Genomic DNA, 13,296 nt, shown 5'->3' with positions numbered 1-13,296 from the left:
TGCGGCCGCGCGACGACTACTCGTGGGCGAAGTACGCCACGGACTCGTCGCTGTCCTCGTGGTCGTCGACGCGGGCGAACCCGACGCGCTCGAACTGGATCATCTCGTCGACAGCGGTGTCGCGGAAGCCGGGTTCGGCGTAGCCCACGACGTCGCCGTCGGGCGTCCGCATCCGGGTCAGGACCGCGGTGTCGGCAGGGACCCAGTGGACGACGTCGACGCCCTCCTCGCGGACGGCGGTGATGTCGTCGCCGGCGTACGCGAACTCGTCGTCCTCGCGCCGGAAGCAGCCGAACCCCTTGAGCCAGATGCGCTCGCCGTCTTCCGGCACGTCGACCTCCTCGATGCGGACGCGGCTGCCGGCGTCGATGTCGCGGGTGCCCCGGTCCTCGTGGTCGGGGTGGACCGGCGGGTGGGCGGTCTCGGGGTGGTCGCCGGTCAGCGTGAAGTCGGCGTGGTCCTCGCGGACGAAGAAGTACCGGTCGGCGTCGTCGTCGACGAGGTCGCGGTTGTTGGCGTACACAGAGCTCATCGCGAGGTCGACGTTGCTGGTCGACGTGCCGAGTTCGATCATCGCGTCGACGATGGCCTCGCCCCGGATGCCGCGGCGCTCGACGCTGGGGAGCGTGGGGGCGCGCGGGTCGTCCCAGCCGTCGAGCTCGCCGGCCTCGATGAGCTCCCGGATAGTCGAGGTCGACATCTTGACGTCGTACTCGTCGACCTGGACGTGGCCCCAGTGGACCACCTCGGGGTACTCCCAGTCGAAGTAGTCGTAGACGAACCGCTGGCGCTTCGCGGAGTCCTGGAGGTCGATGCCCCGGATGATGTGGGTCACGCCCGTGAGGTGGTCGTCGACGCCCGACTGGAAGTCGAGCATCGGCCAGCACCGGTAGTCTTCGGCCTCCTCGCGCGGGTGGGGCGTGTCGATGATGCGGAAGCCGACCCAGTCGCGCAGCGCGGGGTTCTTGTGCTCGATGTCGGTCTTGACCCGGAGCACCATCTCGCCCGACTCGTACTCGCCGGCGATCATGGCCTCGAACTCCTCCATCGTGGTCTCGGGGTCCTTGTCGCGGTGGGGGCAGGGCTCGCCCGAGTTCTTGAGGTCCGAGAACGCCTCGCCCGAGCACGAGCAGGTGTAGGCCCCGCCCTTCTCGATGAGGTCGCGGGCGTGGTCGTAGTAGGTCTCGAGGCGGTCGCTGGCGCGCAGGACCTCGGCGGGTTCGAACCCGAGGTACTCGACCTCCTCCAGGATCTCGTCGTAGGCCCACAGCAGCGGGCGCTTGGTCTCGGGGTCGGTGTCGTCGAACCGGACGACGAACTCGCCGTCGTAGCGCTCGGCGTAGGTGCCGATGACCGCGGGCATCCGGGCGTGGCCGAGGTGCCACGGCCCGTTGGGGTTCGGGGCGCACCGCATCCGGATCTCGTCGTACGCCTCGGCGTTCGGGAGGTCCGGCAGCGGGTGGTCCTCGCCCTCGTCCTCGCTCTCGATCTCCTCGAGCCAGTCGGGCGCGAGCTCGGCGAGGCGGTCGCGGCGCTCCTCGGTCGAGAGGTCGTTGACCCGCGAGACCACCGGCCCGATGACGCCCGGGATCTCGTCGCCGTGCTTTCGGAAGTCGGGGTTCTCGCCCATCAGCGGGCCCATGACCGCGCCGACGTCGGCCTCGCTTTCGTGCTTGACCGCGTTGACGAGGGCGTGCTTCTCGGCCTCCGTCTCGATCCGCTCGCGGAGTTCGTCGTTCATTACCGGGTCGTTGGGGCGTCTGCGGGAAAACTCGTCCGGATTCGATTCCGGCCGCCCGTCCAGTTCGACGCCCTCCGACCGCCCGCCTCCGAGTTCACCCCTTCGTCTGGGTTCGACGGTTCGTCCGGGTCCGACGCTGACAGTCCCGAAAGTCGGTCCCCGTCACGTCTCAGATCGCTAACCAAGGCCCTTAGGTACGCGGCCGCGTACCACCGGTCGAACGTGACCTCCGAACGCCAGCGCGTCGACCGGGAGTCGCCCGACGGGAACGGGGACGCTCCCGCGACGAGGACCATCCGAGTACTCTACGTCGACGAGGCCGACCCGCCGGCCGCGCTGTCTGACGGCAGCGACGTGTCGGTCTCGGCTGTGTCGACGGCGGCGGCCGCCCGCGACCGCCTCGCCACCGACGGCGACGTCGACTGCGTCGTCAGCGAGTACGACCTGCCCGAGACCGACGGCCTGGCGCTGCTGGAGGCCGTCCGCCACGACCACCCGAACCTGCCGTTCGTGCTGTACACGGGGTCGGGCAGCGAGGCGGTCGCCAGCGAGGCGGTCGGGATGGGCGCGACCGACTACCTCCGGAAGGCCGACGGCGGCGACCGGCTCCGCGAGCGCGTGGGTCGGGCGGTGGCCGCGGCCAGCGTCGAGACCGACTCGGGCGTCTCGGGCGACCGGCTCCGGGAGCTGACCAACGCGTTCCCGGACGTGGCCTTCGTCATCGACGAGACCGGCCAGTACCTGGAGGTGCTGTCCGGGCCCGGGACCGCGGACCTCCGGACCGTCGAGCAGGAGCGGCTGGTCGGCAAGCACCTCCACGACGCCTTCCCCGACGAGCAGGCCGACCGGTTCCTCGCCCTCATCCGGACCACCCTGGAGACCGGCGGGGTCGAGACCATCGAGTACGAGGCCGACACCGCCGCCGGCACCCGGTGGTTCGAGGGCCGGACCGCGCCGCTGGGCGACACCATCGACGGCCGGCAGGCGGTGGTCTGGGTGGCCCGCGACGTGACCGAGCGCCGCGAGAACGAGCGCCGACTCGCCGAGAGCCGCGACGCGCTGACCCGGCTGAGCCGCATCAACGCGCTGATCCACCGCATCGTCCAGTCGCTGGTCGGGTCCGCGACCCGCGAGGAGATCGAGCGGACCGTCTGCGAGGAGCTGGCCAACTCGGAGTTCTACCAGTTCGCGTGGATCGGCGGGCCGTGGGTCAAGGACGAGCGGATGCACCCGGAGACGGTCGTCGGCGTCGACCGCGGGGACGTCGAGCGGCTCGTCGAGGCGACCCAGGCCAAGTCACCCGGGGACAACGCGCTCGCGCGGGTCGTCCGCGAGAGCGAGTCGGTCGTGGTGTCAGACGTCGACCGGTCGGACGCCCTCTCCGAGCGCGAGCGGGAGATCATGGTCGACATCGGGATGTCCTCGGCGGTCCTCGTGCCGCTGACGTACGGCAACACGAACTACGGGGTGCTGGGCATCAGTGGAGCGTGCACCGGCGCGTACAGCGACCGGGAGCTGACCGCGCTCGAGACCCTGGGCGAGATCGTCGCGTTCGCCATCAACGCGGTGAAGAACCGGAAGCTGCTGCTCTCCGACACCGCGGTCGAACTGGAGTTCGAGGTCGACAGCCCGAAGTCAGGGTTCTGCCGGCTCTCGTCCGAGCTCGGCGCCCGGTTCGCGCTCGAGGGCGTCGTCCCCATCCGGGAGGACAAGCTGCTGGAGTACGTCGCGGTCGAGGGCGCGTCGGCCTCGACGGTCGTCGACCGACTGGCGGACTACGGCGTCCTCGAGGGGAGCCGGGTCGTCACGGACGACGGCGACGAGTGCCTGCTGGAGCTCGACCTGGCGTGGTCCGGCGTGGACCGGCTCGTGAAGGCCGGTACCGTGGTCAAGTCGGCGGTGGCCGAGGACGGCACGGTCCGGTACGTCGCGGAGGCGTCCTCGGACGTGAACGTCCGGGACGTCGTCGACAGCTTCCGGACCATCTACCCCGATGCCGACCTCGTGAGCAAGCAGGAGGTCGACCGGCCGGTCGACACCGACCAGGAGTTCCGCCAGACGCTCCGCCGGGACCTGACCGAGAAGCAGCGGACCGCGCTCCAGGCGGCGTACTTCGCGGGCTACTACGAGTACCCCCGCGAGAGCACCGGCGAGGAGGTGGCCGACTCGCTCGACATCTCGTCGCCGACGCTCCACCAGCACCTCCGGGCGGCCCAGCGAAAACTCGTGGGGACGTTCCTCGACGGGTGACCGGACGTTCGACCGGTCGGCGTCCTCCCGAACGAACGTTCGGTAAAGGAGTTCCAGTTGGATGAGTGAACGTACGGTCAACCCCTAAGACTGTTGATATTCGGCGCTTGACACTCTCTCGCGGCGGTACCTTATTGTTGAGGCATGGGTTTGTTATCCCCTTCCGGAGAAGGATTCGAGTGGAGGTCAGCCGCCATGAACAACGACTCGATACGGTCGGGAAACGCAAGCGACCACGCCCTCCAGAACGGTCGCGCAGTCACGACGCCCTCGTTCGACACGCTCTTCGACCTCCTCGCGGAGCGCCGGCGCCGGTACGCCCTCTACACGCTCGTCGGCACCGACGACGGGCTGGCAGAGGTCGAGACGCTGGCCGACGAGGTCGCGCTGTGGGAGGCCCGCGACGGCGACGATCCCGTCACCGACTCGCGCCGGCAGGACATCGCGGTCGAGCTCCGCCAGACCCATCTCCCCCGTCTGGCCGAGGAGGACATCGTGGAGTTCGACCCGCGCAGCGACGTGGTCCGCTACTGGCGCCAGCCGACGCTCGAAGAGTACCTCGAACACACCCACTACAAGGAGTTCCCGAGCGAGTGAGGCCGCGCGGCCGACGACCCGCTCTCCCCCGTTGACGCTCCGACACCTTCACCCGCTTCTCTCTGCCCTCCCGCCGTCCCCGCCGTTGCTCCCGACGTCCGGCCGGCTACTGGGCTCGATTACGTACGCTGCTCGCAGGGCTGTCCGTGTCGCGCCAGCGGCGTCACTGCAGAACGTGACGGTCGGCGGCCGAGCGGTCGGCCCGCGAGGACCGAGCGGCGTCGACCCCGGAGAAGCCGACGCGGTCAGTGACCGCGCTCGATGAGGTAGTCCGCGATGCCCGCCAGCAGCTCCTTCGACTCGTTGTCCGGGAGGACCGCGAGCCGGTCCTTGCCCCGGGTGACCAGCTCCTGGGCCTTCTCCTTCGCGTAGTCGATGCTGCCGGCGTCCTCGAGCCGGGCGACCGCCTCGTCGATCTCGGCCTCGGTGACCGAGTCGACGTCGTCGGTCTCGACCAGGGCGTCGACGTCGACGCCCTGCTCGCGGGCGTGGAGCGTGATGATGGTCTGCTTGTTCTCTACGAGGTCGCTGCCGCGCTGCTTGCCGAGCTTCTCGCTGGGCACCGTCAGGTCGAGCACGTCGTCCTGGATCTGGAACGCCCGGCCCACGTCGATGCCGTACTGGTACAGCTGCTCGACGGTCTCGTCGTCGGCGCCGAGCAGGATGGCCGGGATGGTCGCGGCCGCGCCGTACAGCACCGCGGTCTTGTCCTTGATCATCTCGAGGTACTCGTCGGGGAGCACGTCCGTCCGCTCCTCGAACGCGATGTCGCGGGCCTGGCCCTCGCAGATGTTGGTGCACGTCGTCGCCAGCACGTCGGTCGCCTCCACGACCCGCTCGGGGTCGGCGTCGGCCTCCACCAGGATTTCGAATGCCTTGGAGTAGAGGGTGTCGCCGGCCAGGATGGCGGTCTCGGTGTCGTACTCCCGGTGGACCGCGGGTACGCCCCGGCGCAGGTCGTCGTCGTCCATGATGTCGTCGTGGATGAGCGTGAACGACTGGATGACCTCGATGCTGACCGCGGCCGCCATCAGGTCGACGGCGCCCCCGGTGAGGTCCGGGAAGTCCCGGTAGTCGATGTCGGCCGGGTCGTCGTCGACGTCGGCGAGCGCCTCCGCGACGAGCAGCAGCACGGTCGGCCGCAGGCGCTTGCCGCCCGCGTCGAGCAGGTACCGGACCGCCTCGTAGAGGCGCTCGGGTTCGGCGACCGGCAGGTCCTCGTCGATGGCCGCGTTGACGACCTCCCGGCGCTGTTCGACCGCCCCAAGCACCTGCTCTTCCAGTGTCCCGGCGCTCGCGTCCGTCATGTTACTCGACGAGTTGGATGAGGTTGCCGTTGCTCGTCACGTGCAGGTCCCGACCGAGCTCGTAGCCCTGACTCTCGGCGAGGCTCACGTACGGCGCGAACCCCTTCATGTCCTGGTGAGCCGGGATGATGTTCTGGGGCTGGAGCGCGTCGATCATCTGGTAGTGACCCTCCTCGCGGAGGTGGCCCGACACGTGGATGTCGTCGTAGATGCGGGCGCCCTGCATCTTCAGGAGGCGCTCGGACTGGTAGCGCTGGCCCTCGTTGGTCGGCTCCGGAATCACGCGGGCCGAGAAGATGACCTTGTCGCCGTCGTCCAGCTCGTAGGGCGTCTCGCCCCGGCCCATCCGGGTGAGCATCGCGCGGGGCTCGCCCTGGTGGCCGGTGACGATGGGGAGGTAGTTCTCCTTGCCCTCCTTCATGATGCGCTTGAAGGTGCGGTCGACCGACTTGCGGTGGCCGAACATCCCCATGTCCTCGGGGAAGTCGACGAAGTCGAGCCGCTCCGCGGTGCCCGAGTACTTCTCCATCGACCGGCCCAGCAGCACGGGCTCGCGGCCGATGTCGTGGGCGAACTCCACGAGGCTCTTGACGCGGGCGATGTGGCTCGAGAACGTCGTCGCCACGATGCCGCCGTCGTAGTCCTCGATGGAGTTCATCACGTCCTTGAGGTGGCGCCGCGCGACCGACTCGCTCGGCGTCCGACCCTTCCGGCCCGCGTTGGTGCAGTCCTCGATGTACGCCAGCACGCCCTCGCCCTCGCGGCCGATCTCGCGGAATCGCTTCATGTCGATGGGGTCGCCGAGCACCGGCGTGTGGTCCATCCGCTTGTCGAGGCCGTAGACGATCGCGCCCTCGGGCGTGTGGAGCACCGGGTTGATGGCGTCGATGATCGAGTGGGTCACGTTGACGAACTCGAGTTCGACCTGCCCGGAGTCGCCGATGGACATCGTCTCGCCCGCCTCCATCTTCACCAGGTCGTTCTCGACGCCGAACTTCTGCTCGCCCTGGATCTGCTGCTTGACCAGTTCGATGGTGTAGGGCGAGGCGACGACCGGCGCGTTGTACCGGTGGGCCAGCTTGGAGATGGCGCCGATGTGGTCGAGGTGACCGTGGGTCGGCACGATGGCCTGGACGTCGCCTTCGAGGTCGGACATGACGCGGTCGTCCGGTATCGCCCCCATGTCGATGAGGTCGAGACTGTGCAGTTTCTCGGTCTCGACGTTGTCGTGGAGCAGCACCTTCGAGAGGTTCAGCCCCATGTCGAAGATGACAACGTCGTCGCCCGCGCGGACGGCGGTGCACTGCCGTCCGACTTCCTCGTAACCGCCGATGGTTGCAATTTCGATTTCCATAGTTTCACCTTATGTACGCAAAGCCACGCGGTTCGCGCGGCAGCGCCACGACGATTCCGCGGCGGGACCGCGGCGCTTCGTGGCACAGCCACGCTACGTGGCGTCCGTACGCACGTAAACCTGCTCGGGCGAGCGACCCCGGACCGCGGCGTCTTGCAGCCGTCGGCGGGATCGCCCGGTGGCGTCGAGCCACGTTCCCGAGCTATCGGTCTATGGGGGCCTTAGACTCCCCGGTAATAAAAACTGCCGGGATTGGCCCAGTTCGGGTCCGTCATTAACGTTGCGGCCGACGAGCCGGGCGCGACGCCGCCTCTGCAACCGCGCTGAGCGCGGGCGTTATCCGTCCGTAGACCAGTTCACGCGCGAGTATCCCCTGTTCGACAGAACAGCGCGACGTCACCCGGACCGGCTCCGGTGAGCCGCTCGCGGACATTTAAATGCGATGGCGGGGGAAACCGGGCACGGACGTCTCGCGCGGTTCCGGCCGAGGGCAGTCCGTGCGCGCTGCGGGACCGCCAGTCCGACTACCCCGAGAGGGCTGAGCCAGAAGACAGAACGTCCGCCGCCGGCCGCGCCGGAGCTATCGCCCGTCGATGCGCGTACCGGGCTGCTCGCCCGCGAGGAACGCCCGGAGGTCGTCGGGCCCGAAGACCGTCGCGGGCGCCCCCAGCGACAGCAGCGCCCGGACCTTCCCGGCCATCCCGCCGGTCACGTCGGTCGCGTCGCTCCCGCCGAGGTACTCGGCCACCTCATCGTACGAGCCGATCTCCGGAATCACGTCCCCGTCGTCGTCCAGCACGCCGGGGACCGTCGAGCAGAACCCCACGCGGTCGGCGTCGACTCCCTCGGCGACCGCGGTGACCACCTCGTCGCCGCTGAGGATGGTGACCCCCTCGCCCTCGTGGGCCACCACGTCGCCATGGAGGACCGGGACGAACCCCTCGCCGAGCATCGTCGCGACCTGCTCGGTCATGAGCGTCAGCTCCGCGTCGCCGTCGCGGCGGGCCGCCGAGAAGGGGTGGACCGGCACCGCGGGCACGTCGCGGTCGTGGAGCCGCGCCAGGACGAAGTCGTTGAGCGTCTTCATCGCGCCGTGGATCTCGACCGCCGCCCCGGCGTCCGCGGAGCCGTCGGTCTTCGAGACGCCGTGCTCGCTGGCGTGGTGGTGGCCGAAGCTCCCGCCGCCGTGGACGACCACGAGGTCGTCGACGTCGCCCGAGCGCCGCGCGTCGGCGACCGCGTCGGTGGCCCGGTCGAGCGCCGGGCCGTCGAGCGCCTCGGCGCGGTCCTTGTCGGTGACGACGCTGCCGCCGAGCTTGAGGACGGTGGTCTCGCTCATTTACTCGGCCTCCACGCGCACGCCGTCGGTGTCGAGGCCGGCACGGAACGCGGTCTCGCACCCCTGGGTGTACTCCAGCGCGGTCCGGGTCGCCTCGGTCGGGTCGAGCGCGACGATGCAGCCGCCGCCGCCCGCGCCGGTCAGCTTGGCGCCGAGCGCGCCCGCGTCGCGGGCCGCCCAGACCATCTGGTCCAGCGACCGCGAGGAGACGCCCAGCGCCTCCAGCAGTCCGTGGTTGAAGTCCATGAGCTGGCCGAGTTCGGCCACGTCACCCTCGGCGAGCACCTCCTCGCCGAACCGGACGATGTCGCCGATGCTCTCGACGGTGTCGGCCGCGAAGCCGTACTCCTCGCGGAGCGCCCGGACCCCGGCGACGAGCTGGCCGGTGTCGCCCGCGCCGCCGTCGAAGCCGATGACGAAGGGCAGTTCCGGCGCCTCGATGGCCCGGCAGTCGTCGCCCTCGACCCGGACCGCGCCGCCCGTCGCCGAGCAGAAGGTGTCGGCACGAGAGGCCTCGCCGTCCTGTACCTCGAGCTCGGCCCGGTAGGCTCGCTCGGCGACCTCCTCGGTCGGGAGCTCGACGCCCAGTTCGCGCGTGCCGGCGTCGATGCCGGCCACCGTCACCGCCGCCGACGAGCCCAGCCCCGCGCCCAGCGGGATCTCGCTCTCGACGGTGACGTCGAAGCCCGCGTCCGGCGCGTCGGCGGCGTCGCGGGCCTGCTCGACCGCGGCGTCGATGTAGCCGATGCCGGCCTGGACCAGCGACTCCGCGACGTCCACGTCCGGCGCCTCGTCGGCGCCGTCGCCGTACTCCACCGTGAACCCGTTGATGCTCAGGTCCTCGGCGTGGACCCTGATGCGGTCGTCGTCCCGCTCCTCGACGGTGACCCGCGCCCGGCGCTCGATGGCGCAAGGGACCGCCGGCTCGCCGTAGACGACCGCGTGTTCCCCGAACAGGTAGACCTTGCCCGGAGCGCTCGAAACGACCATGAAGGAGGATTTCGGACCGGGGGTTAATTCGTTTGCGAAGCCGACTGCGGTGTTCGAGCGGGACACGGGCGCCGTCGAACCGTGACCGGACGGTCGACGGCCCCGGCACAACGGCTAACTTACCTGACGGTGAGTATTCAGGTATGAAGCTACGCAGAGCCTTGGCCGGTGCGGTGGGCGGACTGGGAGCCGCAGTACTCGGGAACCGACTGCTGTCGTGGAAGGCGAGCGACCTCCAGCCCGGGCTCGAGGGCCGCCAGCGGACCTACCGCTGGCGCGGGTTCGACGTCGAGTACACCGAGGCGGGCGACCCCGACGACCCCGACGTGCTCCTGCTGCACGGGGTCCACGCCGCCGCGTCGAGCAAGGAGTTCGACCAGATATTCGACCAGCTCGCCACGACCCACCACGTGATCGCGCCCGACCTGCCCGGGTTCGGTCGGTCGGACCGGCCGCCGCTGACCTACTCGGCGGCGCTGTACACCGCCTTCGTCACCGACTTCGCCGAGGACGTGACCGAGGACGCGGCCTGCGTGGCCACGTCGCTGTCGGGGGCCTACGCCGTGCTGGCCCAGCAGCAGTCCCACGTCTTCTCGCGACTCGTCCTGATCGCGCCGACCGCCGACACCGGCCCGCGCCGGACCTGGCTCCGGTCGCTGTTCCGGTCGCCCGTGGTCGGACAGGCGCTGTTCAACCTCCTGACCAGCAAGCGGTCGCTCCACTTCTTCGACAACCGGGAGGGGTACGCCTCGGAGGCCTCCTACACCGAGCGCGACGTCGACTACCAGTGGGAGACCAGCCACCAGCCCGGCGCGCGGTTCGCGCCCGCCTCCTTCGTCTCGGGCTACCTCGACCCGGACGTCGACCTGGGCGAGGAGCTGGCCCGGATCGACGTGCCGGTCACCATCGTCTGGGGTCGCGACGCGACGGTGTCGCCGCTGGAGGAGGGCGAGGAGCTCGCCGAGCGGGCCGACACCAAGCTGGTGGTGTTCGACGACGCCAAGCTGCTGCCCCACGCCGAGCACCCCGGCCCGTTCCTCGACGTGCTGCTCGACGAACTGACCGAGGAGGAGGTGGAGACAGGGCCGGGGGCAGAGACGTAGGCGGCAGCGACAGCGTCAATCCGGAACCACGGCGCGCGCGCGGCGTGCGCGGCGCTGGCTACTTCGCTAAGAGTTATCGGGAAAAGACGGTCCGGTCGCGACGCCGACGGGAGGCTCTCAGCGCACCCGCAGGACCAGCACGCGCTCACCTGCCGTCTCGGTCTCGCCGACCTCGGGCGCGACTTCCGTGCCGACAGCGACGTCCTCGGGGTCGACGCCGCGGACCTGGCCGGTCAGTCGGACCTCGCCGAAGTCCGCGACCGCCGTGGCGTAGGGCGTGTCGTCGGCGAACGAGGGCGCGGCGACGTGGACCGTGGTGTGGGTCTCGATCGCCCCGGTGTCGGGCAGCGCCACCTCGTCGAGGTCGGTCGCGCCGCAGTGCGGGCAGACCCGCCGCGGCGGGAGCGAGCCGTGACCCTCCGGGCACTCCAGGTAGAACCCCTCGCCCGACTCGACGGCGTCGAGGAAGTCGTCGTAGCCCTCGTCGCGGACGCGCTCGGCCCCACCGCCGGTTTCGTCGTTCATTCTTCCACCTCCAGCACGTGAACCGTGGTGCTCGCGACCGTCCCGCCCGCGTTGTGGGTGACGCCGACGTCGCCCGGCACGGCGTCGCTGTTGGGGTGGTCGCCCCGGAGCAGGCGGGTCATCTCGACGACCTGGCTGGTCCCGGTGGCGCCGACGGGGTGGCCCTTGGCCTTGAGACCGCCCGAGAGGTTGACCGGCCGGTCGCCGTCGCGGGTTGTCTCGCCGCGTGCCGCCGCGCCGACGCCCTCGCCGGGCGCGTAGAAGTCGAGCGCTTCGAGCGCGAGCACCTCCGCGATGGTGAAGCAGTCGTGGACCTCGGCCACCGCGACGTCCCGCGGGCCGATGCCGGCGTCGGCGTAGGCCTCCTCGGCGGCGCGCTCGGCGGCGGGCGTCCGGGCGAGGTACCGGCGGTCCTGGAGCGCCATCTTGTCGCCGCCCTGGCCCGTGCCGGTGATCGAGACCGGGGCGTCCAGTCCGTGCTCCTCGGCGTACTCGTCGCTCACGAGCACCGCCGCGCTCGCCCCGTCGGTGATGGGGCAGGCGTCGTAGAGGCCGAGCGGGTCGGCGATCATCGGCGCGTCGAGCGCGTCCTCGACCGTGATGGCCTTCTGGAACTGGGCGAACTCGTTGTCGAGCGCGTTGTCGTGGTTCTTGACCGCGATGGCGGCCAGGTCCTCCCTGCTCCCGCCGTACCGGTCGAAGTACGCGCGGGCCATCAGCGCGTACGCCGCCGGGAACGTCATGCCCGCCCGGACCTCGTAGAGGTCGTCGGCCGCGATGGCCAGCGCTTCGGTCGTGCCCGCCGTGCCGAGGTTGGTCATGCGCTCGGCGCCGCCGACCAGCACCGCGTCGGCCTCGCCGTTCCGGACGTCCTTGACCGCCTCGCGGAGCGCGACCCCGGAGGAGGCGCACGCGCTCTCGTAGCGCGTGGCCGGCGCGTTCAGACCGGCGGCCTCGGCCATCAGCGGCCCCTGGTGGCCCTGGTGCTCGCCGATCTCGCCCATGAAGTTGCCGTAGTTCAGCTGCGCCACGTCCTCGCGGGGGACGCCCGCGTCGGCGAACGCGCGCTCGCTCGCGTCCGCGAACAGGTCCCGGCCCGTCCGCTCGGGGTGCTGGCCGAAGTGGGTGAGGCCGACCCCCGCGACTCGTACGCCTGTCATGCCAGTACGTACGTGACGGACAGTTAAGAAAGGCACCGGTCCCTCGGCCGCGTGTCAGGTCAGCTCGCCGAGCAACCGCGCGGGGTCGCTCGGTCGACCCCAGTTAATCGGTCTGTGCGCTCGGGACGGCGCGTCCCCAGATGTCGGCGAACGGGCTGTCCAGCGCCCGCGAGTCGGCCGCCACCGCGTCCGCGTCGTACCGGACCGACCGGAGGTCGAAGGCCCCGTCTTCGAACACCGCGTAGCGGGCGCGGTCGGCGGGCCAGCCCTCGCGCTGGAGGCCCACGCTCCCCGGGTTGACGAACGTCGTCCCCGCCACGGTGTCGACGAACGGGAAGTGCGAGTGGCCGTGCAGGATCACGTCCTCGTCGTAGCGAGTCGCGACTCGCTCGAACAGCGCGGGGTCGTCCTCGGGCGTCGCCCTGGTCCGCCACGGCCCGTCGTGAGTCTCCGGTCGCGGGAAGTCGCCGTGGTGGAGCCGGACCCGGCGGTTGCCGAGCGCGAGCGTCGCGGTCCGGGGCAGCGCGTCCAGGAACGCCCGGTTGTCGGGCGCGAGCCGTCGGTGGCTCCAGGCCTGCCACGCCGCGAAGGGGTCGTCGCTCGCCGCTTCGGGGGAGTCGGCGGCGAGCACGGTCCGGTCGTGGTTGCCCAGCACGGCCGCTGCGAGGTCGAGGTCGCGGAGGACGTCGCAGGCCGCGTCGGGGCGTGGCCCGTTGTCGACCGCGTCGCCGAGGAAGACGACGGCGTCGCGGTCGGGTTCGGCGGCCAGGACGGCTTCGAGGGCGGTCGCGTTCGCGTGGACGTCCGAGATGATGAGCGTCCGGGGCACGGGCGGGGCAAGGTGAAGCTCAGGTATAGGACTGTCCATTCGGCGGTAGCCGGACAGAGCGGCGCCGAGGGACGAGATGCCGAGCGGCTCCGTCGGGGGAT

11 protein-coding genes are annotated in these 13,296 nt (G+C 70.6%); 3 read left to right on the top strand and 8 right to left on the bottom strand.

Annotation, left to right across the window (positions count from 1 at the left end; all coding sequences use genetic code 11):
* Nucleotides 1–16: 16 nt before the first annotated feature.
* Complete coding sequence (locus ACQUQF_RS09745; protein WP_435178213.1) at nt 17–1,741, bottom strand: glutamate--tRNA ligase; 1,725 nt, start codon at nt 1,739–1,741, stop codon at nt 17–19.
* A gap of 222 nt (nt 1,742–1,963) precedes the next feature.
* Between ACQUQF_RS09745 and ACQUQF_RS09740 the strand changes: the two genes are divergently transcribed.
* The gene (locus ACQUQF_RS09740; RefSeq protein WP_435178211.1) at nt 1,964–3,991 is read left to right on the top strand and encodes a bacterio-opsin activator domain-containing protein; all 2,028 of its coding nucleotides are present in this window, start codon (nt 1,964–1,966) and stop codon (nt 3,989–3,991) included.
* Between the two features lie 195 nt (nt 3,992–4,186).
* The gene (locus ACQUQF_RS09735; protein WP_435178209.1) at nt 4,187–4,588 is read left to right on the top strand and encodes a DUF7344 domain-containing protein; all 402 of its coding nucleotides are present in this window, start codon (nt 4,187–4,189) and stop codon (nt 4,586–4,588) included.
* Between the two features lie 245 nt (nt 4,589–4,833).
* On the opposite strand, the gene idsA3 is transcribed toward ACQUQF_RS09735, so the two are convergent.
* The 4 genes from idsA3 to mvk all read right to left on the bottom strand — a co-directional run bounded on the left by idsA3 (nt 4,834) and on the right by mvk (nt 9,578).
* On the bottom strand, nt 4,834–5,895 hold the full coding sequence (gene idsA3, locus ACQUQF_RS09730; protein WP_435178207.1) for a geranylfarnesyl diphosphate synthase: 1,062 nt from the start codon (nt 5,893–5,895) through the stop codon (nt 4,834–4,836).
* A 1-nt stretch (nt 5,896) separates the two neighbouring features.
* Nucleotides 5,897–7,249, bottom strand: coding sequence for an RNase J family beta-CASP ribonuclease (locus tag ACQUQF_RS09725; protein WP_435178205.1), 1,353 nt, complete (start codon nt 7,247–7,249; stop codon nt 5,897–5,899).
* Nucleotides 7,250–7,829: 580 nt separating this feature from the next.
* The gene (locus ACQUQF_RS09720) at nt 7,830–8,588 is read right to left on the bottom strand and encodes an isopentenyl phosphate kinase (RefSeq protein WP_435178203.1); all 759 of its coding nucleotides are present in this window, start codon (nt 8,586–8,588) and stop codon (nt 7,830–7,832) included.
* A complete protein-coding gene (gene mvk / locus ACQUQF_RS09715) occupies nt 8,589–9,578 on the bottom strand; it encodes a mevalonate kinase (RefSeq protein ID WP_435178201.1) in 990 nt (329 codons plus the stop codon).
* Between the two features lie 143 nt (nt 9,579–9,721).
* Between mvk and ACQUQF_RS09710 the strand changes: the two genes are divergently transcribed.
* Nucleotides 9,722–10,681 carry an alpha/beta fold hydrolase gene (locus ACQUQF_RS09710; RefSeq protein WP_435178199.1) on the top strand — a complete coding sequence of 320 codons (960 nt, stop codon included), beginning with the start codon at nt 9,722–9,724 and terminating at the stop codon, nt 10,679–10,681.
* A 117-nt stretch (nt 10,682–10,798) separates the two neighbouring features.
* On the opposite strand, the gene ACQUQF_RS09705 is transcribed toward ACQUQF_RS09710, so the two are convergent.
* The 3 genes from ACQUQF_RS09705 to ACQUQF_RS09695 form a co-directional block, all read right to left on the bottom strand.
* Nucleotides 10,799–11,206 (bottom strand): Zn-ribbon domain-containing OB-fold protein, encoded by a 408-nt coding sequence (locus tag ACQUQF_RS09705; protein WP_435178197.1) that lies wholly within the window; start codon nt 11,204–11,206, stop codon nt 10,799–10,801.
* Nucleotides 11,203–12,366 carry a thiolase C-terminal domain-containing protein gene (locus ACQUQF_RS09700; RefSeq protein WP_435178195.1) on the bottom strand — a complete coding sequence of 388 codons (1,164 nt, stop codon included), beginning with the start codon at nt 12,364–12,366 and terminating at the stop codon, nt 11,203–11,205. Before ACQUQF_RS09700 ends, ACQUQF_RS09705 begins: the two co-directional genes overlap by 4 nt.
* A gap of 103 nt (nt 12,367–12,469) precedes the next feature.
* Nucleotides 12,470–13,195, bottom strand: a complete 726-nt coding sequence (locus ACQUQF_RS09695; RefSeq protein WP_435178192.1) for a metallophosphoesterase family protein — start codon at nt 13,193–13,195, stop codon at nt 12,470–12,472.
* Between the last annotated feature and the right edge of the window lie 101 nt (nt 13,196–13,296).

Source organism: Halorussus sp. AFM4 (assembly GCF_051194995.1).
Classification (GTDB): domain Archaea; phylum Halobacteriota; class Halobacteria; order Halobacteriales; family Haladaptataceae; genus Halorussus.
Note: the sequence above shows the minus strand (reverse complement) of the source record. Positions and strands in the feature narration are given on the sequence as shown.